This window comes from Peribacillus sp. Bi134 (genome assembly GCF_918698065.1).
In the GTDB taxonomy this organism is placed as follows: domain Bacteria; phylum Bacillota; class Bacilli; order Bacillales; family DSM-1321; genus Peribacillus.
On sequence record NZ_CAKKLN010000007.1, the window covers coordinates 62,528 to 85,341 of the forward strand.

The window sequence follows — 22,814 nt, forward strand, 5'->3', positions numbered from 1 at the left end:
CTATGCTGCTATCGTAACCAATACTTTATGGATTCGATCGCTCTTCATCTACTGCTTCCGAAACGGTAACCACATCTAAATCTTTCTTTTTTATTTCAATTATTAACGTTTCCAATGATTTTGCAGTAGATTCCGTCGGATGCATCAATATAAATGCTCCGGGGTGTACCTTAGAAAGCACTCTTTGTTGAAGGACTTCAGGGCTTGGCTTTTGCCAGTCGATCGTATCCACACTCCACATGACGGTCTCCATATCGAAAGAATCCGCGATTTTCACCGTTTCGTCCCGGTAGCTTCCACTTGGTGGTGCGAACCATTTCATTTTCAAACCCGTCACCGCTTCAATGACTTCGTTCGTTTTTCGAATTTCCTCACGTGTAGCTTGTGCGGAGATGTTTTTCATATCGGGATGTGAATAAGAATGATTTCCAATTTCATGTCCCCCACCCTTAATCATTTTGGCTAAATCTGGGTTTTTCTTGGTCCAATTGCCTTCCAGGAAAAAAGTGGCCTTGACATTATACTTTTTTAACACGGCCAACATATCTTGTAAATATTCATTCCCCCAGGCTACATTGATTAAAAATGAAACGACTGGCTTTTCGGGATGAGCCCGGTAGATCGGAGCCGGATCCAGATCCTCCATATGTATCTTCGCAGGAACCTGCTGAAACACCAGCTTATTCTTATCGAACACGCCCTCCTTCTTCATGGCTTTATACGAATCATCAATATTTACCTTTAGGCCGTTATATGCAGGAACGGTTTTCCAGACAGAATCTATTCGTGCATCCTGTGGTGCAATCTCATATTTTTTTGTTGATTCTTTTATTTGTAAAAGAAGCTCGTCTTCTTGCTTCATTGAAGCAACTGAATCATCGGTTAATTGGGTCAAATAAATTTGTGTATATGGATTTTGCACTAATAACCATGATATACCTGCAATGGCACTTATCGCAACTATCTGCTTCCATTTATTATTCATTTTTTACGCCCCCTTCATACCAAAATGTATGAAGAAAACGGACAAGGTAGAACTTGACATCCTTTTAACGCCATTCACACTATGGATATTCCCATACTTTAAACAAAAAAAGCATGCAGATTCACAAGGAACCGCATGCCGGATTTCATTTTTCATTACGATTGAGACGGGTTGGCTGCCTCTTTTTGCTCTTTCAAGACCGCTTTACGGGAAAGGTTTACCCTTCCTTGCTTATCGATCTCAGTAACTTTGACCAATAATTCATCGCCAAGTGAAACGACATCTTCCACTTTTCCGACTCTTTCTTCAGCCAGTTCAGAAATATGTACCAAACCGTCTTTACCGTTGAAGATTTCAACGAAGGCACCGAACTTTTCGATACGTTTAACTTTACCTAAGTATAGTTCGCCCACTACGACTTCACGTACGATATCCTCAATGATTTTCTTCGCTTTTTGAATCATTGGTTCATCAGTAGAAGATATGAATACCGTTCCATCTTGTTCGATGTCGATTTTCACGCCAGTTTCTTCAATGATTTTGTTGATATGTTTTCCGCTCGGTCCAATCACATCACGGATCTTATCCGGATTTATGGACATTGTAACGATTTTTGGAGCATATTTGGATAACTGCTCACGCGGTTGATTGATTGTTGACATCATTGATTCCAAAATATGCATCCGGCCATGTTTGGCTTGAAGTAAAGCTTCTTCAAGGATCTCTCTTGAAAGACCCTCAATCTTAATATCCATTTGCAGTGCAGTAACACCTTTTGAGGTACCTGCGACTTTAAAGTCCATGTCTCCCAGATGGTCTTCCATGCCTTGAATATCCGTTAAGATTGTATAGTGCTCACCTGATTTGACAAGACCCATGGCAATACCGGCAACTGGAGCCTTCAATGGAACGCCAGCATCCATCATTGCCAACGTGCTTGCACAAATACTTGCTTGTGATGTTGAACCGTTTGATTCAAGCACTTCAGAAACAAGTCTGATTGTATAAGGGAAGTCTTTATCGTTTGGAATAACAGGCTCCAATGCCCTTTCACCAAGTGCACCATGACCGATTTCACGGCGTCCTGCCCCACGGATAGGGCCAGTTTCACCGACACTGAAATGCGGGAAGTTATAGTGGTGCATAAAACGTTTTGACTCTTCGGTTCCAAGTCCGTCCAGAATCTGCACATCACCAAGCGCACCTAATGTACAGATGGATAGAGCTTGGGTTTGTCCGCGTGTGAACAATCCGGAACCATGTGTACGAGGCAGAATCGTAACTTCTGATGATAATGGTCTGATTTCGTCAGGATTACGGCCATCCGGACGCACTTTTTCTTCCGTGATTAAACGGCGGACTTCGGATTTGACCAATTTATTCAGGATTTCTTTGATTTGCTTTAATTTTTCTTCATCAGTTTCTTCCTCATAATGACCCAATACACGATCTTTTACTTCTTTGATCGCGTCTTCACGAGCATGCTTTTCCTGAACTTGTACAGCTTTGTTCAAGTCTGCTTCACATAAGCCTTTCACTTCTGCTTCCAGTTCTGCATCCACTTGATATAAAGTGACCTGCATTTTTTCCTTGCCGATTTCAGCAACGATTTTCTCTTGGAATGCAATGATCTTCTTGATTTCATCATGTCCAAACATGATTGCTTCAAGCATCGTTTCCTCTGGTACTTCATTTGCTCCGGCTTCAACCATGTTGATAGCATCTTTAGTGCCGGCAACCGTCAGATTGATGTCACTTTTAGCTAGTTGGTCGACAGTAGGGTTAATAATGAATTCATTATTGATCCTCCCCACTACAACTCCGGCAATTGGACCTTCAAACGGAATATCGGAAACTGAAAGTGCAAGTGAAGAACCTAGCATAGCTGCCATTTCCGTAGAACAATCCTGATCGACACTCATGACCATGCTGATGATCTGAACATCATTCCTGAAGCCATCGGCGAAAAGCGGACGGATTGGACGGTCAATCAAGCGGCTTGCAAGAATTGCCCTTTCACTCGGTCGTCCTTCACGTTTAATGAAGCCTCCCGGAATTTTACCGACTGCATATAGTCTTTCTTCGTAGTTGACTGTTAAAGGGAAAAAGTCGACATTTCTAGGTTCCTTTGAAGCCGTCGCTGTACTTAATACAGCAGTTTCTCCATAACGGACTAAAACTGCCCCGTTCGCTTGTTTGGCCAATTGCCCTATCTCTACCGTTACATTACGGCCGGCCCAGTCAAATGAATACGTATGTTTTTCCTGTCCCATTTATTAAACCCCTCTCTGAATCTTCACTTAGAGGCTTAGTTTACCTAAACCTGTATTGGATAAATCATTTATATGTGAAAAGTAACTGAACTCGAGTTAAAACCAAACTATTCCTATTATGCACGAAAAAAACAAGCATTAACAGTAAAATGAATAAAAATTTCATTCATTTGATTATGTATATCCCGATCATTTATAAATGGAAAAGGACCCGGCTCCTGCCGAGTCCCAAGGACGAAGGCCCAGCCTTAAGTAGAATACGTCCAAATCATTTGATTAACATCAAAAAAGCGGGAAATTTCCCGCCTTCCTGAAAAAATTATCTACGTAGACCTAATTTGTTAATTAGTGTACGGTAACGAGTAACGTCTTTGTTACGTAGGTAAGTTAAAAGATTACGACGTTTACCTACCATTTTTAGAAGACCGCGACGTGAATGGTGGTCTTTTTTGTGTGTGCGTAAGTGACCGTTCAAGTTGTTGATTTCTTCTGTTAATACTGCGATTTGAACTTCTGGAGACCCAGTGTCAGTATCGTGAGTTCTGAATTCTGCGATAAGTTCGTTTTTGCGTACTTGTGTAATTGCCATGTTATTATTCCTCCTAAAATTCTGTAAAATCACCTATTACCGAGCCAGCGTCGGAGTCTCGACTAGCCAAGCAATGGTTATTTTCATACATACAATAGAATACATGTTTTTCATTAAAATTGCAAGTCTTGTCTTTTATCCTTCAAGCTTTGCAAAATAGGCTATGGCATTTTGCTTATCCGTTTCGATCTGAGCGACCAATGCTTCAAGCCCGGAAAATTTCTGCTCACTCCGAAGTCTTATATGCCACTCAACCGAGACTTGGTTGCCATAAATATCTCCCGAGAACTCCAAGGCATGAACCTCTACAGTCGGATATTTAGGTTTTTCTTCGTGGAATGTAGGTTTGTAACCGACATTGCAAACCCCTTTATACCATTTACCGCTTATTTTGATCCTGACGGCATATACGCCGGCAGCAGGAAAAATATAATCATCACCCACATCAATATTAGCGGTGGGGAAACCCAATTTCCTGCCCCGCTTTTCACCGTGAACGACATGACCTTTCGTTAAATAGCGGCGGCCAGCCAAATGATAAAAGTCGGTAAAGCTGCCGTTACCGAGAGTTTCCCTGATTCTCGTCGAGCTAACCTTTTCATCTTCAATTGTCTGTTTTGCGACGACTGTCTGTGAAAATCTGCCCTGTGCATAAACAGGCAAATCTTCCATCGATCCTTGTCCATAGCGACCGTAGGAATAATCAAAGCCTGCAACTACGTGACGGACATTCAGCCCGGCAATGTATTCGTCAACGAACCGCTGCGGCAGAACCGAAGCAAATTCCTTGCTGAAATGGACAATGAATAAATAATCTATCTCCATCGACTCTATGATATCCACCTTATCTTCAAGTGGAGTGATATAGCGGATATTTTCCGTTTTCCTACCCAGTACTGCAGAAGGATGCGGGTCAAATGTCATTACTGCTGACTTAAGATTCATTTCATCGGCTTTTTGCTTGGCGGTCTGAATAACAATCTGATGACCTTTATGTATACCATCAAAAAATCCAAGCGCCATTACAAGCTCGGGAAAATCATCCGAATTAAATTGATGAGGATGCTCTATTGCGATCACTTTCACCTTTCAATCTCCTCTTTCCGACGGTAAAACGGTCTATAATTCTTGTGCCAATACTTTTACAGGTTTAATTAATCCCTCTTTTGTCGGATGTATTTGATAAATGGCAATGGCCTTATCTGCTGGGTCGACCATAACAAAAGGCATCCCTTTATCAACAACAACATCCTTTGTTTGTTCCAATACCGCACCGTTAAGTACTTTCTTTGCTACTTTATCACTAATCTGAAATTTGGGCAAATGAAATAATCCCCGTTCCAAAGGCAGCAGAAATTTATCCGTTTGTCCACTTTCCATGAAGTCTTCCACTTCAGCAAATGTGAAACAATCCTCCTGCTTAAAACCTGCTGATTCAATACGTGTCAAGTCTGACATATGGGCAGGAAACCCCAATTCTTCCCCCATCATGACTGCAAGCGTCCGAATATACGTTCCTTTGCTGCATTTGACGCGAAACCGAAAAGAGATGGTTTCCCCTTTAAATTCAGAACGATCATCGAGAAGACTAATATCATAAATGGTGACCTCCCTTGTCGGCCTCTCCACTTCCACCCCTGCACGGGCATATTCATATAACTTCTTCCCGTTTACCTTTACTGCTGAATACATTGGCGGCGTCTGTTCAATCTTTCCAGTCAGTGATTCCAGCACTTCCAGAATCCGTTTACGCTGAATCACTTGATCAACCTTTTTCTCTTCCACTTTTTCACCGCTTACGTCTTCAGTTGTCGTGGAAAAACCAAGGGTCACTTCCCCTTCATACGCTTTACCGGCTTCTGTCAAATATTCGGCTATCTTGGTTGCCCTGCCAATACAAATAGGTAAAACCCCTGTTACATCAGGATCTAAAGTACCTGTGTGCCCAACCTTTTTAGTCTTTAGGATCTTTCTTAATTTAAAAACACAATCATGGGATGTCAATCCCTTGGGTTTCCATAATGGAAGAATACCGTTCACGCTTTCACCTCATCATTTATAAAACACCCTAAATTACTATCATAAAGCAAAATGAATTCCAATTTCGATAGGTGTTTTTCGCTTTTTTACATATCCATTTTTCAAAAAAAAGAGACCGACTTCAAGAAGTGCAAAGCACTTATTGAGTCGGCCTCCTTTTACTGCTTGCTTATTCCTCGTCTTTTTCAGCCGGTTTATTGATTTGGGAAATCAACGACTCGATACGATTACCATAATCGACCGATTCATCAAATTCAAAAAACAGCTCAGGGGTTTTGCGAAGGCGGATCCGCTGCCCAATTTCTGAACGCATGAATCCTTTCGCCTTAGCTAGACCTTGCAGGGTTTTCTCCCTTTGTTCCTGGTCACCCAAAACGGAAATATAAACTGTTGCCTGTTGTAAATCGCCTGTAACCGCGACATCCGTCACAGTAACAAATCCGATTCTTGGATCTTTAATTTTTCGGCCGATAATTTCACTCAGCTCTTTTTTCATTTGTTCGCCAACACGATTTGAACGAAGGCTCATAATATCACCTCGATAGCCTAAAGCCAGTCTATATCTGTTATTGTTCGCTCTAGTTCCGGAAAAGAATCTAGAAATTTAAGGGCATTTTGAAGTTCCCGTTCAGTAGCCTTCCGTGAGGATGTTACGGTAACGATAGTAATCGTTGTCCGCTGCCATAAATCCTGAAAATCGGTTTCTGCTACAGAAATATTGAACTTCTGCTTAAGCCGTGTCATGACACGCTGAAGCACGGCCCGTTTTTCTTTCAAAGAATGGGTGTCATGGATGATGCATTCACATTGGACAGAGCCAACGATCATTTACGTTCAATCTCTTCCATAACATACGCTTCAATTACATCGCCTTCTTTAAGGTCGTTGTAATTTTTAATCGTAATACCGCACTCATAGTTCGTTGCCACTTCTTTTACATCATCTTTAAAACGTTTCAATGCATCAATTTCACCTTCGAAAATGACGACACCTTGACGAATTAAGCGAATTCCGCTGTCACGAGTGATTTTTCCTTCTGTAACGTAAGAACCGGCAATCGTACCAACCTTGGATACTTTGAAAGTCGTACGGACTTCAGCCTGACCGATAATTTTTTCTTCGAATTCAGGGTCAAGCATCCCTTTCATAGCTGACTCGATCTCTTCGATCGCTTTATAGATGATGCGGTGAAGGCGGACATCAACATTTTCTGATTCAGCTGCACGCTTCGCATTTACGTCAGGACGGACGTTGAATCCGATGACGATTGCATTCGAAGCTGTAGCAAGGATGATGTCAGACTCTGTGATAGCACCGACGCCAGTGTGTATGATTTTTACTTTAGCGCCTTCCACTTCTATTTTATTCAGGGAAGCGGCTACTGCTTCCGCAGAACCTTGAACATCAGCCTTTAAAATGATGTTCAATTCTTTAATTTCCCCTTCTTTCATTTGTTCGAACAATGTATCCAGGGTTACACGGGATTTTTCATTACGTTGTGAAGCAAGTTGCCTTTGTGCACGCACTTCCCCAACTTGACGGGCCGTTTTCTCATCTTCAAAGACGATGAAACGATCGCCGGCCTGTGGCACTTCGTTCAATCCTGTGATTTCAACCGGTGTTGATGGACCTGCATCCTTAACACGGCGTCCAAGATCGTTAACCATAGCACGGACACGTCCGAATGTATTACCGATAACAATCGGATCGCCGATTTTCAACGTTCCGTTTTGAACTAGCAAAGTGGCAACCGATCCGCGCCCTTTATCCAAACGTGCTTCGATGACAGTTCCATTTGCTTTACGAGATGGATTAGCTTTATACTCTTCCACTTCACTGACAAGAAGAATCATTTCAAGCAAGCTGTCGATGCCTTCACCGTTTTTAGCTGAAATTGGTACGAAGATCGTATCTCCTCCCCATGCTTCAGAAACTAAACCGTGCTCTGTCAATTCTTGCATGACACGGTCCGGATTGGCAGCTTCTTTATCCATCTTATTGACAGCGACGATGATTGGAACTTCTGCCGCTTTAGCATGGTTGATCGCTTCAATCGTTTGAGGCATAACGCCATCATCCGCAGCGACGACAAGGATGGTGATATCGGTAACTTGTGCACCGCGGGCACGCATTGTTGTAAACGCAGCATGGCCTGGTGTATCCAGGAATGTTATTTTCTTATCGTTAACTTTAACTTGATAAGCACCGATATGCTGAGTGATTCCGCCTGCTTCGCCTTCAGTTACTTTTGTATGGCGTATAGAATCAAGCAATGTCGTTTTACCATGGTCGACGTGACCCATGATCGTCACGACAGCCGGACGTTCAATCAAATCTTCAGAAGCATCCTCAGTTACAAGTGATTCCAGGTCTGTTAGGTCGATACGAATCTCTTCTTCGGCCACTACACCGTATTCCGCACAAATCAATTCAATTGCATCTTTATCCAAAGTCTGGTTGATTGTTGCCATAACACCAAGCATAAAGAGCTTTTTAATGATTTCAGAAGGTTCACGGTGAAGTTTTTTTCCAAGTTCCATAACCGTCAAAGACTCATAAAACGTAATTTTCTCTGGAAGTTCCCTTTCTTTACGTTTTGTTACAGGTGCCTGAGGCGCTTGTTGTCTTTGTTTATTATTTTTATTCTTGTTATTGCGACCTTTGTTGAACTGACCTGTTGGTTTTTTCGTCCCTACAGGTTTAACTGGTGGTTTCTTCTTCAGTTTTTCTTTATTGACTGTGCTCTTTTCATCCGCCTCAGCTTCGTACTTCGCAACCGTAGCGTTAGCTTTTGGTTCTTGGCTTTTATCTTCGTTTTTAGGTTTGATTGAATCGTTTAATTTATTTACAGTTGAATCGTCTAATGCTGTCATATGGTTTGTTACCTCTATATTCATTTCTTTAAGTTTATTTATTACATCCTTGCTTGAAACGTTCTTTTGTTTTGCATATTCATATACACGCAATTTTGTCATACGTTCACCCCCGTAAAATTTAATCGAGCAGCGTTCGGAGTTTTTGTGCAAAACCTTCATCCAGAACTGCGACGGCAACTCTAGCATCCTTGCCTATCGCATGGCCGAGCAATGACCTGCTTTCGACTCTTTTTAAAGGAACCTGATAAAATGCGCACTTATCAGATATTTTTTTTTCAGTGTTTTTTGAAGCGTCCGCGGATAAAATAACAACTTTGGCATTACCGCTTCTAATCTCTTTAACCACTAATTCTTCACCCGAAATTAGCTTGCGTGCTCGATTGGCCAAACCTAATAGAGACATCCATTGTTGTTGTTGGGTCATGGTGTTAGTTTTTCTCCTTATTCACTAATTCAAGCAATTGTTCATAAAGGGAAGAATCGATTTGGGTACTAAGGTGATTAGCCAGCACATTTTTCTTTTTGGCCAGCTCGATAACATCCCGATCAAGAGTCAAATAAGCTCCCCTTCCAGATTTCTTTCCGGTAGGATCAAGGCTGACTTCCCCTTCTTTAGATCGAACGATGCGAATGAGTTCTTTCTTCGGCTTCATTTCGCCTGTAGCCACACATTTACGCATCGGGATTTTTTTTCGGCTATTCATCTTTTTTCACCTCGAATTACTCGTTATCCTCTTCGAAATCTGTTTCCTCTTCAGTAACATAACTATCTCTGCTCAAAAGGAATTCCTGTTCTTCCACAGGATAAATACCAGCTTCGCGGGCTTCCGTTTCACTCTTGATATCAATTTTCCAGCCTGTAAGCTTGGCAGCTAAACGGGCATTTTGTCCACGCTTACCAATTGCCAGGGAAAGTTGATAATCCGGAACGATTACAGTCGTCGCCTTTTCCTCTTCTTTAACAATAACTTCAAGTACTTTTGAAGGGCTTAAAGCATTCGCAACGAAAATGACCGGATTCTCCGACCATTTAACGATATCGATTTTTTCACCTTTCAATTCATTGACGATGGCCTGGACACGCTGTCCTTTTTGGCCTACACAAGAACCGACTGGATCTACTTCTTCGTTATCGGAGTGCACGGAGATTTTTGAACGGTCGCCTGCTTCGCGGGCAACTGACTTAATTTCTACTGTTCCATCAAAAATTTCAGGCACTTCGATTTCGAATAAACGTTTTAAAAGGCCAGGATGTGAACGGGATACAAAAATTTGCGGGCCCTTGGAAGTCTTTTCAACTTTAGTGATGAAAACTTTAATGCGATCATGTGGCTTATACTGTTCATTCGGCATTTGCTCATTCACCGGGAGCAAAGCTTCGATTTTACCTAGGCTCACATAAATGAATCGGGAATCCTGGCGTTGAACGATACCAGTCATGATATCCTCTTCACGATCGATGAATTCGGCATAAATGATGCCCCGTTCCGCTTCACGCACCCTTTGAGTGACGACTTGTTTTGCTGTTTGTGCAGCAATACGGCCGAAATCCTTAGGTGTTACTTCCATTTCGACAATATCCTCTAACTGATAGTTGGGATCAATTGCTCTTGCTTCTTCAACAGAAATTTCCAGACGTGAATCGAACACTTCGTCAACAACGTCTTTTCTGGCAAATACACGCATAGTCCCTTTACCAAGATTCAAGTCGATACGAACATTTTGTGCTTGGTTAAAGTTACGGCGATATGCCGATATAAGGGCAGATTCGATCGCGTCGATCAAAACCTCCCTGGAAATTCCTTTTTCGTTTTCTAAAATATAGAGAGCATCCAATAACTCATTGCCCATGGTGATCCCCCTTACGGATATTTAAATTAATGATTTGCTTGACTTAAGCGAAGGTAATCGCCAATCTTGCTTTCGCTACCTTTTCGAATGGTATGACGATCGTTTTCTTTCTTGTCTTGATTCTGACTTCGAGTGTCACTTCTTCACCATCGAAACTGGTTAAGATTCCTTCGAATTCTTTTTCATCTAAAATGGGCTCGTATGTTTTTATGTAAACATTTTTACCGATAGCATTAAGGAAATCCTTCTCTTTTTTCAGAGGCCTTTCAGCTCCGGGTGATGAAACTTCGAGAAAATAATTTTGTGGAATCGGATCAACCTCATCAAGCTTTTCACTGAGTTTTTCACTCACATTTCCGCAATCATCAATATCTACGCCTGTTTCTTTATCAATGTACACTCGAAGGAACCAGCTTTTACCTTCCTTCACATACTCCACTTCGACTAATTCAAGCTGCAATTCTTCAAGAACTGGTAATGCTAATTCCTCTACGACTTCCGTTACCTTTTTACTCATTTGTTTCCTCCATACGTGCGTTGTATGCGCTTGGTTTCGGATTCAAAATTAAATGGTCAATACAACACGAAAGAGTGGGTTTCCCCACTCTTTCCATTGGTTCCTCTTAGTATTTCCAATAAAAATATACCATAATCAAGATATTTATGCAAATATCATGTCTGTTTCTTCCTTTTTGAAATCAGTTTCTCCTTTAAAATAATGATAACTGATTTTGTTCAGGCAATGATTCCAGACAGCCTTGTTTATCAAGGTATTCAAGGATGGTCTTCGAAACCTTCCCACGTTGCTGAAGATCTTCTTTGGAGAGGAATTCACCATTTTTCCGTGCATTGACAATATTGATCGCCGCATTCGTCCCAAGACCCGGTATCGAATTAAAAGGCGGTATCAAAGTATTTCCTTCAATTAAGAATTGATCTGCACTGGATTTGTACAAGTCAACTTTAGCGAAGGAATATCCGCGTTCACACATTTCCAAAGCAAGTTCGAGAACCGTCAATGTATTCTTTTCCTTGGTGGATGCATCCAATCCCTTTACCATGATTTCTTCCATTTTTGCTTTGATGGCCTGCGATCCCCGTGTCATGGCGTCGATTTCAAAATCATCGGCACGCACTGTGAAATAGGCTGCATAATACAATAAAGGCAGATGGACTTTAAAGTAGGCAATCCGGACAGCCATCAAGACGTAAGCTGCAGCATGGGCTTTCGGGAACATGTATTTAATCTTCTTACATGAATCGATATACCATTCCGGTACCTCATTTTTCCTCATTTCCTCTTCGAATTCCTCAGAGAGCCCTTTCCCTTTACGAACAGATTCCATGATTTTAAACGCCAGGGAAGGATCAAGACCTTGATAAATCAAATAGACCATAATATCATCCCGGCAGCCTATAACCTCACTTAGTGTACATATCCGGTTGTGAATCAGTTCTTGTGCATTGCTCAGCCATACATCCGTACCGTGGGAAAGCCCTGAAATCTGAACAAGTTCGGAAAATGTCGTAGGTTTCGTATCTTCAAGCATTTGCCGGACAAAACGCGTACCAAATTCCGGGATGCCAAGCGTACCCGTTTTACACATGATCTGTTCCTCGGTAACTCCTAAAGATTCAGTGCTGCTGAATATTTTCATTACTTCCGGATCATCGGTAGGAACGGTCTTTGGATCGATGCCGCTTAAATCTTGAAGCATCCGGATTACAGTCGGATCATCGTGTCCAAGTATATCAAGTTTCAAAATATTATCGTGAATGGAATGGAAATCAAAGTGAGTAGTTTTCCACTCGGAATTCCTGTCATCCGCAGGGAACTGAATAGGTGTGAAATCATAGATATCCATATAATCCGGAACAACGATGATTCCGCCCGGATGCTGTCCTGTCGTCCGTTTCACACCAGTACAGCCGGCAACAAGGCGATCAGTCTCGGCTCCACGCATATGGATGTTATTATCGGAGGAATACCCCTTTACATATCCATAAGCCGTTTTTTCGGCGACCGTACCAATCGTCCCTGCACGATATACATATTCTTCACCGAATAAGACCTTCGTATAGTTATGGGCCTTCGGCTGATATTCACCGGAGAAGTTCAAGTCGATATCGGGAACCTTATCCCCTTTAAACCCAAGGAAAGTTTCAAACGGGATATCATGCCCGTCTTTTGTATAAGCAATGCCGCAATCGGGACAGTCTTTATCGGGCAGGTCAAACCCGGAACCTACAGAACCGTCATTGAAGAATTCGGATTTCTTGCACTCCGGACATACATAATGCGGCGGAAGCGGATTTACCTCTGTAATTTCAGTCATGGTGGCAACGAAAGATGATCCAACCGATCCCCTTGAACCAACTAGATAACCATCATTCAATGATTTTTTAACAAGTTTGTGAGAAATTAAATAAATAACGGCAAAACCGTGGCCAATGATGCTTTTCAATTCTTTTTCAAGACGGGCTTCCACGATTTCAGGCAGGTTCTCTCCATAAATCTTCCTTGCCATGCCATAACTCATTTCACGCATCTCTTCATCTGCACCTTCAATTTTAGGTGTGTATAGCTCATCCTTGATTGGCTTGATTTCTTCAATCATATCAGCGATTTTATTCGTGTTGGTCACCACGACCTCTTTGGCTTTCTCGGAACCGAGGAAGGAGAATTCCCGCAGCATTTCATCTGTTGTCCGAAAATGTACGTCAGGCAGCTTATGACGATTCAGCGGATTGGCGCCGCCTTGTGAATTCACAAGGATTTTGCGGTAAATTTTATCATTAGGCTCCAAATAATGCACATTTCCCGTGGCTACGACTGGCTTATTCAATTTTTCACCAAGCTTGACGATATTGGAGATGATCGTTTCTAATGATTTATCATCCCGTACATATTCAAGCTCAATCAAATGCTGATACACTTCCTTCGGATGAATTTCAAGATAATCGTAGAATTCGGCGATATCGACGACTTCCTCAAAACCCTTCTGCATCATCCCTTCAAAAACTTCCCCTTTATCGCAACCCGATCCCACCAAGATTCCTTCACGATACTTTTTAAGTTGTGAGCGCGGTAACCGGGGCACACGATAGAAATAATCGATGTGTGATATTGAAATTAATTTGAATAGGTTTTTTAACCCAGCCTGTGTTTGCGCAATCAGTGTACAATGTGACGGGCGGGAACGCTGATAAGCATTTCCTTTACCCATATTGTCATTAAGTTGATCATGATGGGTAATCTCCTTTTCCATTGCATCCTTCAGCATCTTTAGCATAAGGTAACCAGTAGCTTCGGCGTCATAAATGGCCCTATGATGCTGGGTCAAATCAATATCGAACTTTTTACATAATGTATTTAACCGGTGATTTTTAAACTCTGGATATAGGAAACGAGCAAGTTCTAATGTATCAAGAACTGGATTGGAAGCTTTAGGGTAACCCAAGTTTTTATAACCTATATTCAAAAAGCCCATATCGAAGGCTGCGTTGTGGGCAACCAGGATTGCATCGCCTGCCCAGTCCTTGAACTTTTCCAGTACTTCCGAGACTTCTGGAGCATTTTCAACAAGATCATCAGTGATTCCAGTCAATTCTATCGTCGTATTGGATAGTGGGTGATGCGGATTCGCAAATGACTCGAATCGATCAATGATGTCACCGCCACGAATTTTCACTGCAGCAAATTCAATGATCGTATCATAAACGGCTGACAGGCCTGTCGTCTCTACGTCAAACACAACATAGGTGGCATCTGCCAAAGCGATATGCGCCTCATTATAAACAATTGGTACACCATCATTTACAAGATTCACTTCTACGCCATAAAGGATTTTGATACCATTCTTTTTCCCGGCACTATAAGCTTCAGGAAATGATTGTGCTCCCGCATGATCTGTAATGGCCACAGCCTTATGTCCCCACTTTGCAGCCTGGGCAACAAGCGCAGAAGTAGGTGTCACTGCATCCATCGAGCTCATTGGGGTATGCATATGCAGTTCGACACGCTTTTCCCCTTCTGGAGCCTTATCCTGCCGTCCTTGTTTAGAAATTTCATTTATATCATTTGCGATCATTACAAGGTCACGTACGAATGTATCATTTTGAATGCTGCCTTGGGCACGTACCCACATCCCTTTTTTCACTCGGGCAAGTATGGCCGCATCTTCTTTATCACGCGAAAACATTTTGACCAATATCGAGCTCGTATAATCGGTGACTTTAAAGGTCAGCAGGCTTCGTCCGCTGCGTAACTCACGCACTTCTGCATCAAATACGAAGCCTTCGATTGCAATCCTGCGCTCTTCATCGATAATCTGTTCGATTCTGCGGAAATCCGCATCTTCTTTAATCGTATAGCCAATTTTAACCGGTCCTTCGTAGACGCCATCGTCGCCGCCTTTTTCCGATTCTTTCTTCTGCATTTCCACTAGGGCGGCAAGTCCCTTTTCCGCGTCTTCCTTTTGTTTCTCTTCTAAAAACTTCTGGTAATCAGGATTCGAAACCGTTTCCTTCACTTCCGCTTCAAGTGTCAACGGAGGAAAACCGAATGTTTGGTAGATATTCGAAATGATGCCGGAGTATTTGCGTTTTAACTGACCAGCCTCCGTATCATTTCGGGCGCTTACGATAAGCTTATATCCATTCACCGTTGGCACTTGTTCATTCAGAAGTGATAAAAGTGCTGGAGACATGCCTTCAAGCTCGCCAATGCAGTTTTTCCAATACTCTATCACCAATTGTTCCGTCACCTGCGGATTGGCCACATTCAAGTTGAATGTGACCTTTGCAATATGGGAAAACGTACTTGCTAGATGAGTAGCAAGTCTTGTATGAACACTGCAAGGAATTAATGCAGGTATATTAAAGGCAAAATGCCATGTTTTGGACTCCCTCTCGATCGAGAGTTTATCAATTTCGGCACCTATGAAATAATTCACAAAGGCATCCTCAGTCAAGTCCATTTGCTGGAGCAAGAGTTGAAATCTCTCTCTACCGCTATTTGGATTTTGATCCATTCCCTCTCTCCCCTATCTTCTATCTCTTTAGATATTATTCACTATCATTTTCGTTTTGATATCAGAGGCTATTATAACATATCATGAATGTTTCACTAGTATCCAAATCCATGAAAAGGAAAGGCATCATCCAATTGAATGATGCCTAATTCCCCTATTTTTATATTACCCCAATATTTCGTGAAGCTTTTGAGTTAATTCAGCTCTTTCAATTTCAAGAACCTCACCCGTTTTACGGATTTTCACTTCGACGATTCCATCGGATGCCTTTTTACCTACAGTCACCCTGACAGGAAGACCAATCAAGTCGGAGTCTGCGAATTTCACGCCCGCACGTTCTTGACGATCATCCATTAGAACTTCCATGCCTTGTGCCTTTAACTCATTATATAAATCTTCTCCCAGGGCAGCCTGAGACTCATCCTTCATATTGATTGGAATCAAATGGACTTGGTATGGCGCTAAATTCGCTGGCCAGACCAATCCTTTTTCATCGTTGAATTGTTCAGCAACAGCTGCAAGTGTACGGGAAACCCCAATACCATAACATCCCATGATCATTGGCTGCGACCGTCCATTTTCATCTAGGAATGTCGCATTCATAGCTTCGGAATATTTAGTTCCTAGTTTGAATACGTGGCCTACCTCAATCCCTTTGGCAAATTTGATTTTTCCGTTTCCGTCCGGTGATGGGTCACCCTCTTGGATGAAACGTAGATCTATATAATTGGCCACGTTAAAATCACGAGCGGGATTTACGTTCACATAATGGTGGTCTTCCTCATTGGCACCACAAACTCCATTAGCCATGGCTTCGACGGCAAAATCCGCAATCACTTCAACCTCAGAAGTGACATTGATTGGTCCGAGAGATCCAATTGTACATCCTAAGACTTCCTTCGTCTCATTTGGATCGACCAAATCAACGATTGAAGCGTTATAGAAATTCTTCAGCTTGATATCATTGACCTCATGATCTCCTCGTACCAAAACAAGCACATACTTTTCATCCACTTTAAACAATAACGATTTTATTAGTTTCTCTGCATCGGTATTCAAGAATGATGCAACTTCTTCAATCGATTTTTGGCCAGGTGTATGAATTTTTTCAAGTGCAATTTGTTCTTCGGAGCTTTTTTCATAGTTTACACTCACAGGTGCCATTTCAATATTAGCTGCATAATCGGAAGTATCCGAATATGCGATGGTATCCTCCCCTATGTCAGACAGGACCATGAATTCATGTGTATCTTTACCACCCATCGCCCCAGAATCGGCAATGACGGCACGGAAGTTCAACCCACAACGGCTAAATATATTGGAATATGCCGCATATAAATTTTTATAAACAGCATCCAGGCTTTCTTGATTGGCATGGAAAGAATAAGCATCCTTCATGATGAACTCACGTCCACGCAGCAATCCGAAACGCGGTCTTTTTTCATCACGGAATTTGGTTTGGATTTGGTAAACCGTTAATGGAAGACGCTTGTAGGACTTCACCTCATCACGAACTAAGCTGGTTATCACTTCTTCATGTGTGGCACCAAGCGCAAATTCACGGTTGTTACGATCCTTAAGACGCATCAACTCTGGACCATAGGTATACCAGCGTCCAGATTCCTGCCAGAATTCGGCTTGTTGTAAAGCCGGCATCAACAATTCTACTGCACCAGCATTCTCCAGCTCTTCCCGAACGATCGCCTCAACCTTTTGAAGCACCTTTTTTCCAAGCGGCATAAAACTATAAACACCGCTGGAGTTTTGTCTCATAAATCCTGCACGTAATAGCAGCTGATGGCTTTTGATTTCAGCATCTGCAGGCACTTCCCTCAATGTAGGGATCAACGTCATACTTTGTTTCATATCTGCACCTCTTCAATATTTCCTATAAATTACTTGCAGCTACGGTAAATTTAATACCGCAACATTAATACGGTCATTTCATACAAAAAAGACTTTCCGCGTTATTCAGAAAAGCTAATTTAATATACTCATTCTCGATTATACTTACGATTTCCCTAGAAAACAAACAATTTCCCCAAAACGGTTAAAAAACTAGGAAATCCTTCAGATAAGAAAACGGCCAACAGATAATTCTGCTGGCCTGTTTTGCGTTATCCAAACATGTCTTACAGGAAGAAGCGCTGGATGTCATTCCAGGTAACGACAATCATCAATAACATCAGCAAAGCAAAGCCGATGAAGTGGACCATTCCTTCTTTTTGACGATCGATCGGTTTCCCTCTCAAGAATTCGACCACAAAGAATAACAGTCTTCCTCCATCCAATGCCGGTAGCGGAAGCAGGTTCATGATTCCCAGGTTAATGCTGAGCAGCCCTGCCCATTTCATTAACGTGAATAAACCTTGTTTCGCCACTTCCTCAGTTGATTTATATATTCCTACAGGACCAGATAAACTGTCGATCGTAAACCCACCCGTTACGAGGTCACCAAGGATGATGAAGATTTGTTTTGTCCAAAAATACGTTTCTGTAAAACCATATTGTATAGCTTTAATCGGTGCTTTTTCAACTGGAGGGTAGACACCGATAATCCCGATTTTCTTCCCTTCCCTCTCCACTTCTTGCGGAACAACCGGAACTTCTAATGTTTTCCCGTCCCTATCAACGACGAACTCGATCTCTTGCCCAGGGTTCTTTTGAATGCTTTCCTGAACATCTCCCCAAGTGGAGACTTCCGTCCCTTCTATGGATTGAATGACATCCCCCGATTTTAAACCGGCATTTACTGCCGAGCCGTCCGGTGTTAATTCACCAAGTTTCGCTTCATCCACCACGACTCCTTGAAACAGGCCGATCAATACAAAAATGACAAAAGCCAAAACGAAATTCATTGCCGGTCCAGCTACAATCGTTAGAAAACGGTGCCCAAGCGACTTTGAGGCAAATTGCCGGTCAAAAGGAGCTATCTGGTTCTCTACACCATTTTCAACAATCACCGCTTCTTTATGAATGGCAAACGTTTTTAATGTTTCTTCCTCGCCCTCTTCATAACCAGTAAGGATCAGTTTATGATCAAGGTCGATCACTTCAACTTCCACAAGACGAATATCAGGATATTTATCTTTATTGTTCAAAATGATTTTTGTAACATTCTCTTCATTATCAAACATTAATCCCACTCGATAGCCGGGCTTCAATTCTATATTCTCTGCATCTTCACCAGCCATACGGACGTACCCGCCAAGAGGAAGCAATCGAATGGTATAAACGGTTTCCTTCTTTTTATATGTGAATACTTTTGGCCCGAAACCGATTGCGAACTCACGGCATAAAATTCCTGCTCGCTTAGCAAACACTAAGTGCCCAAGCTCATGGAAAAATACTAGAGCTCCAAAAATGATGATGAACGCTATAATCGTTTCTAAAGTCTGCATGTTCCGGTCACCTATCTTTCACTAAAGATTCTATATACTGCCTTGTCATATGATCGACTTCCTGAATCGTTTCTAAATCTGGAAGGGCTATGACGGAATGCTGATTCAGCGCTTTTTCAATCAATGTTTCAATATCAAGGAAGGTTACCTTTCCAGATAAGAATGCAGATACTGCGGCTTCATTGGCGGCATTCAGCACAGTAGTCATCGTTCCGCCCATTTTACCCGCTTTATAAGCGAATTGCAAACAAGGATATCTGGTGAAATCCATATCGCTAAAATGCAGTTTGCCTGCTTCAGCAAGGTTAAGCCGTTTGCGCCCTGCCAGCGGAATACGGTCTGGATAAGTAAGCGCATATTGTATAGGCACCCTCATATCCGGTGTCCCCAGTTGTGCTATCACGCTGGAGTCATGAAACTCAACCATGGAATGGATGATGCTCTCCTTATGTAGCAATACATCAATTTTATCGTAGGGGAGATCGAATAGCCAGTGGGCCTCAATTACTTCCAATCCTTTATTCATCATTGATGCCGAATCGATCGTGATTTTGGCTCCCATTGACCAGTTCGGATGGTTCAATGCCTCTTCCACCGTTACATCCTTCAATTCTTCCCTGGTTCGATCTCGAAAACTGCCTCCTGAAGCAGTAATGACAAGTCGTTCTATATTTTTTTCCTTTTCACCTTGCAATGCCTGAAAAATAGCGGAATGCTCACTGTCAACCGGCAGCAGTCTAACCCCCGCTTTTTTTGCTTCACTTATGACCAAATGACCTGCCGTCACCAAAGTCTCCTTGTTGGCGATCGCAATATCCTTTTTAGCCTTTATTGCTTGAAGTGTAGGATATAGACCCACGCTTCCGATTACAGCATTGACCAATATCGTCGCTTGACCATAAACGGCAACAGCAGTCAAACCCTCATCCCCATACATGAACTCGATATCTTTGCGGCTGGAGAATTCACTTTTCAAAACATGATAATCTTCTTCCGTCTGGACTGAAACCAGTTTCGGTTCAAACTCTTTTATATAAGTCCTGACCAATTCTATATTCTTTCCAGCAGAAAGCGCCACGATCTTGAATTGATCTGGATGGGACCTTACTACATCCGCTGTTTGTTGACCAATCGATCCTGTCGCGCCCAAAAGGCTGATATTTTTCAAATTGTTCATCTCCTAATTCAGATAACACTTGCCTATATTTATATTATAAAACGTGCAATAAATGCAGAATCGGTAAAATGAATATCACGCTATCAAGCCTGTCCAAAATCCCACCATGTCCCGGGAGAAGCGTTCCTGAATCCTTGACGCCATAATGACGTTTATACGCCGATTGGATGAGATCGCCCAATTGGCCGAATACCCCAATGATTAATGAAATCAATAATAATTGTAATAACGTGTAATCCAGGCTGGAGAAGGCGTAAAATAGAACCCCCACTACCATCGCGGAAAATAACCCGCCGATAAACCCTTCCACCGTCTTGTTTGGACTTATTTCTGGCCATAGCTTTCTTTTACCAAGTGATTTACCTATGAAGTATGCCCCGGAATCGGTTGCCCAGATCGTAAATAGGGTAAGCAGGATATAGATCAGCCCCAACCCCAATGAGTCACGTGTTTCAAATAGGTAATAGAAGCCTATCCCCAAGTATAGGATTGAAATCACTAGAAAGCCTGCGTCATCAAAAGTAAAACGGTTTTTTGAAACGACTGTATAAAGCAATAGCAGCAAAACCCCGATTAAGAAGACTTGAACTTTATCGTAATTTATTTCTGCTAAAAAAGCAGTATGCTCATTAGGCAATAAAAGCACCCACAATAATATGTAGGAAAGAAATGCTTCAAAAGACAGTACACGTAACTTTTTCATTTTCATCAGTTCATACAAACCAATTGACCCTAACAGATATACCGTCAGTAAAAAGGGAGTGCCCCCTAAAATGACTAGTGGAATGAAGATAGCGGCAACTACGACCGCCGTAATAATTCGTTGTTTCATTATTCCATTTTCCTCGCCTTCTACATTAAACGCCACCGAATCTTCGTGAACGCTTTTGATACTCCTCAACTGCCTGCAATAAATGCTCTTCACTAAAATCCGGCCATAGCACCTCAGTAAACCACAGCTCAGTATAAGCCGACTGCCAAAGCATGAAATTACTTAAACGGATTTCACCGCTTGTACGGATCAGTAAATCAGGATCCGACAAATGTTTGGTCATCAGGTAACTGGATAGCATTTCCTCAGTTACATTTTCCTTTATTATACCATTCTTAGCATCTTCAATGATGCTATTCACTGCAGATACAATCTCCCCACGGCTTCCATAGTTCAGGGCAAAATTCAGAATCATCCCATCATTGTCTTTCGTGTCCTCCATGGCCCGTTTAACGGCACCTTGAGTATGTGACGGAATGAGTGACAAGTCCCCTATCGTTTCAACTCTTACATTTTCTGAAATGAGCTCTGGTAAAAATGTCCCCAGAAATTCCTGGGGAAGCTTCATCAAAAAGTCGACTTCACTTTTCGGACGTTTCCAATTTTCAGTGGAAAACGCATAGACTGTCAAAGTTTTGACCCCTAATTTATTGGCAACTTTCGTAATTCTACGAACGGTTTTCATTCCTTCATGATGACCCGCCACACGTGGCAATGCACGCTTTTTGGCCCAACGGCCGTTTCCATCCATAATGATGGCGATATGCTGAGGAACATCAAACTGTTTAATATGCTGAATCCTATTTGTTACATCGGAAGAAGCATCTTTTTTAACGAAACGCTTCCAAAGTGAATACATATGTTAGTCCCCCATCAGGTTGTACTTATCTCTCTACAAAGGCAAAGTTTTCGTGCACTATGTATATCAAGCTTTCTGCCGCTTAAAAAGAATCTATATTATAATATCAAAAAAAAACTGGTTCTCATATTATTTATATGAAAATTATTTCTTCATTAGAAGCTAGAAAGGGAGAAATCATTACTTCTTTTTTTCTAAAACCGGTTATGATTACCATGAAAAATGCAAAAAAAGGACCACCTCCAACGTTTGCATGCAACATACTAACTCAAGGAGTAATCATTATCGGAGAAACCTTATTATAACAGTTTTCTCCTTTAAGCACACCTATATGTTAGAACCAAGACATGACCCAGTATGGATTCGGCCCTCTTTATTTAATCAATTCTTCAGTGGGAATTATACTTCCATAATTTCTTTTTCTTTATCTTTTGTAATTTCATCAATTTTCGTGATGTTGCCATCTGTCATCTTTTGGATGTCATCTGCATAGCCACGTAAATCATCTTCAGTGATTTCACCACTTTTTTCAAGCTTTTTCAAATCATCATTAGCATCGCGACGAACATTACGGACAGCTATTTTCGCTTCTTCCGCTTCTTTTTTAACGACTTTCACAAGCTCTTTTCTGCGCTCTTCCGTTAGAGCTGGGATGGCAATCCTGATGACCGATCCATCATTTGAAGGATTTAATCCCAAGTCTGATTTCAAAATCGCCTTTTCGATTTCACCCAAAACCGTTTTATCATATGGTTGAATGACTAATAGTCTAGCTTCCGGGACAGAAATTCCTGCCACCTGATTGACTGGTGTCGGCGATCCATAATAATCGATCGAGATTCTATCAAGCAATGAGGCATTTGCCCTTCCGGCACGGATGCTTGCTAATTCACGTGTGTACGCTCCAATGGCTTTTTCCATTTTCGTTTTCGCATTCGAAATAACTTGTTTCGGCATC

At 41.9% G+C, this 22,814-nt stretch carries 19 protein-coding genes; all 19 read right to left on the reverse strand.

The genetic code is table 11. From position 1 onward, the window contains the following. Nucleotides 1-25: 25 nt before the first annotated feature. A complete protein-coding gene (locus LQ188_RS16460; RefSeq protein WP_230177477.1) occupies nucleotides 26-985 on the reverse strand; it encodes a polysaccharide deacetylase family protein in 960 nt (319 codons plus the stop codon). Nucleotides 986-1,140: 155 nt separating this feature from the next. After that, entirely contained in the window at nucleotides 1,141-3,258 is a 2,118-nt protein-coding gene (gene pnp / locus LQ188_RS16465) for a polyribonucleotide nucleotidyltransferase (protein WP_230177479.1), read from the reverse strand. 319 nt (nucleotides 3,259-3,577) lie between these two features. Then, nucleotides 3,578-3,847, reverse strand: a complete 270-nt coding sequence (gene rpsO, locus LQ188_RS16470; RefSeq protein WP_053345367.1) for a 30S ribosomal protein S15 — start codon at nucleotides 3,845-3,847, stop codon at nucleotides 3,578-3,580. Nucleotides 3,848-3,982: 135 nt separating this feature from the next. Then, the gene (ribF, locus tag LQ188_RS16475; RefSeq protein WP_101224682.1) at nucleotides 3,983-4,933 is read right to left on the reverse strand and encodes a bifunctional riboflavin kinase/FAD synthetase; all 951 of its coding nucleotides are present in this window, start codon (nucleotides 4,931-4,933) and stop codon (nucleotides 3,983-3,985) included. 33 nt (nucleotides 4,934-4,966) lie between these two features. Beyond that, entirely contained in the window at nucleotides 4,967-5,887 is a 921-nt protein-coding gene (gene truB / locus LQ188_RS16480; protein WP_230177481.1) for a tRNA pseudouridine(55) synthase TruB, read from the reverse strand. A gap of 169 nt (nucleotides 5,888-6,056) precedes the next feature. Then, nucleotides 6,057-6,416, reverse strand: coding sequence for a 30S ribosome-binding factor RbfA (gene rbfA / locus LQ188_RS16485; protein WP_101224680.1), 360 nt, complete (start codon nucleotides 6,414-6,416; stop codon nucleotides 6,057-6,059). A 17-nt stretch (nucleotides 6,417-6,433) separates the two neighbouring features. Beyond that, entirely contained in the window at nucleotides 6,434-6,715 is a 282-nt protein-coding gene (locus LQ188_RS16490) for a DUF503 family protein (RefSeq protein ID WP_101224679.1), read from the reverse strand. After that, complete coding sequence (gene infB / locus LQ188_RS16495; protein WP_101224678.1) at nucleotides 6,712-8,862, reverse strand: translation initiation factor IF-2; 2,151 nt, start codon at nucleotides 8,860-8,862, stop codon at nucleotides 6,712-6,714. The genes LQ188_RS16490 and infB overlap by 4 nt, the downstream gene beginning before the upstream one ends. A gap of 19 nt (nucleotides 8,863-8,881) precedes the next feature. Beyond that, nucleotides 8,882-9,187, reverse strand: coding sequence for a YlxQ family RNA-binding protein (locus LQ188_RS16500; RefSeq protein ID WP_034313614.1), 306 nt, complete (start codon nucleotides 9,185-9,187; stop codon nucleotides 8,882-8,884). Between the two features lie 4 nt (nucleotides 9,188-9,191). Beyond that, nucleotides 9,192-9,467 carry a YlxR family protein gene (locus LQ188_RS16505; RefSeq protein ID WP_061462443.1) on the reverse strand — a complete coding sequence of 92 codons (276 nt, stop codon included), beginning with the start codon at nucleotides 9,465-9,467 and terminating at the stop codon, nucleotides 9,192-9,194. A gap of 16 nt (nucleotides 9,468-9,483) precedes the next feature. Beyond that, nucleotides 9,484-10,614: a transcription termination factor NusA gene (gene nusA / locus LQ188_RS16510; protein WP_076366463.1), complete on the reverse strand. Its 1,131-nt coding sequence runs from the start codon at nucleotides 10,612-10,614 to the stop codon at nucleotides 9,484-9,486. A 43-nt stretch (nucleotides 10,615-10,657) separates the two neighbouring features. Beyond that, nucleotides 10,658-11,131, reverse strand: coding sequence for a ribosome maturation factor RimP (rimP, locus tag LQ188_RS16515; RefSeq protein WP_101224677.1), 474 nt, complete (start codon nucleotides 11,129-11,131; stop codon nucleotides 10,658-10,660). A gap of 193 nt (nucleotides 11,132-11,324) precedes the next feature. Further along, a complete protein-coding gene (locus LQ188_RS16520) occupies nucleotides 11,325-15,647 on the reverse strand; it encodes a PolC-type DNA polymerase III (protein ID WP_230177483.1) in 4,323 nt (1,440 codons plus the stop codon). A gap of 165 nt (nucleotides 15,648-15,812) precedes the next feature. Further along, nucleotides 15,813-17,513: a proline--tRNA ligase gene (locus LQ188_RS16525; RefSeq protein WP_230177485.1), complete on the reverse strand. Its 1,701-nt coding sequence runs from the start codon at nucleotides 17,511-17,513 to the stop codon at nucleotides 15,813-15,815. A gap of 266 nt (nucleotides 17,514-17,779) precedes the next feature. Beyond that, the gene (gene rseP / locus LQ188_RS16530; protein ID WP_101224674.1) at nucleotides 17,780-19,048 is read right to left on the reverse strand and encodes an RIP metalloprotease RseP; all 1,269 of its coding nucleotides are present in this window, start codon (nucleotides 19,046-19,048) and stop codon (nucleotides 17,780-17,782) included. Between the two features lie 7 nt (nucleotides 19,049-19,055). Then, complete coding sequence (gene dxr / locus LQ188_RS16535; protein WP_101224673.1) at nucleotides 19,056-20,216, reverse strand: 1-deoxy-D-xylulose-5-phosphate reductoisomerase; 1,161 nt, start codon at nucleotides 20,214-20,216, stop codon at nucleotides 19,056-19,058. 43 nt (nucleotides 20,217-20,259) lie between these two features. After that, the gene (locus LQ188_RS16540; protein ID WP_230177487.1) at nucleotides 20,260-21,057 is read right to left on the reverse strand and encodes a phosphatidate cytidylyltransferase; all 798 of its coding nucleotides are present in this window, start codon (nucleotides 21,055-21,057) and stop codon (nucleotides 20,260-20,262) included. A 25-nt stretch (nucleotides 21,058-21,082) separates the two neighbouring features. After that, nucleotides 21,083-21,856 carry an isoprenyl transferase gene (locus LQ188_RS16545; RefSeq protein ID WP_101224672.1) on the reverse strand — a complete coding sequence of 258 codons (774 nt, stop codon included), beginning with the start codon at nucleotides 21,854-21,856 and terminating at the stop codon, nucleotides 21,083-21,085. A 399-nt stretch (nucleotides 21,857-22,255) separates the two neighbouring features. Continuing rightward, entirely contained in the window at nucleotides 22,256-22,813 is a 558-nt protein-coding gene (gene frr / locus LQ188_RS16550; protein WP_101224671.1) for a ribosome recycling factor, read from the reverse strand. Between the last annotated feature and the right edge of the window lies 1 nt (nucleotide 22,814).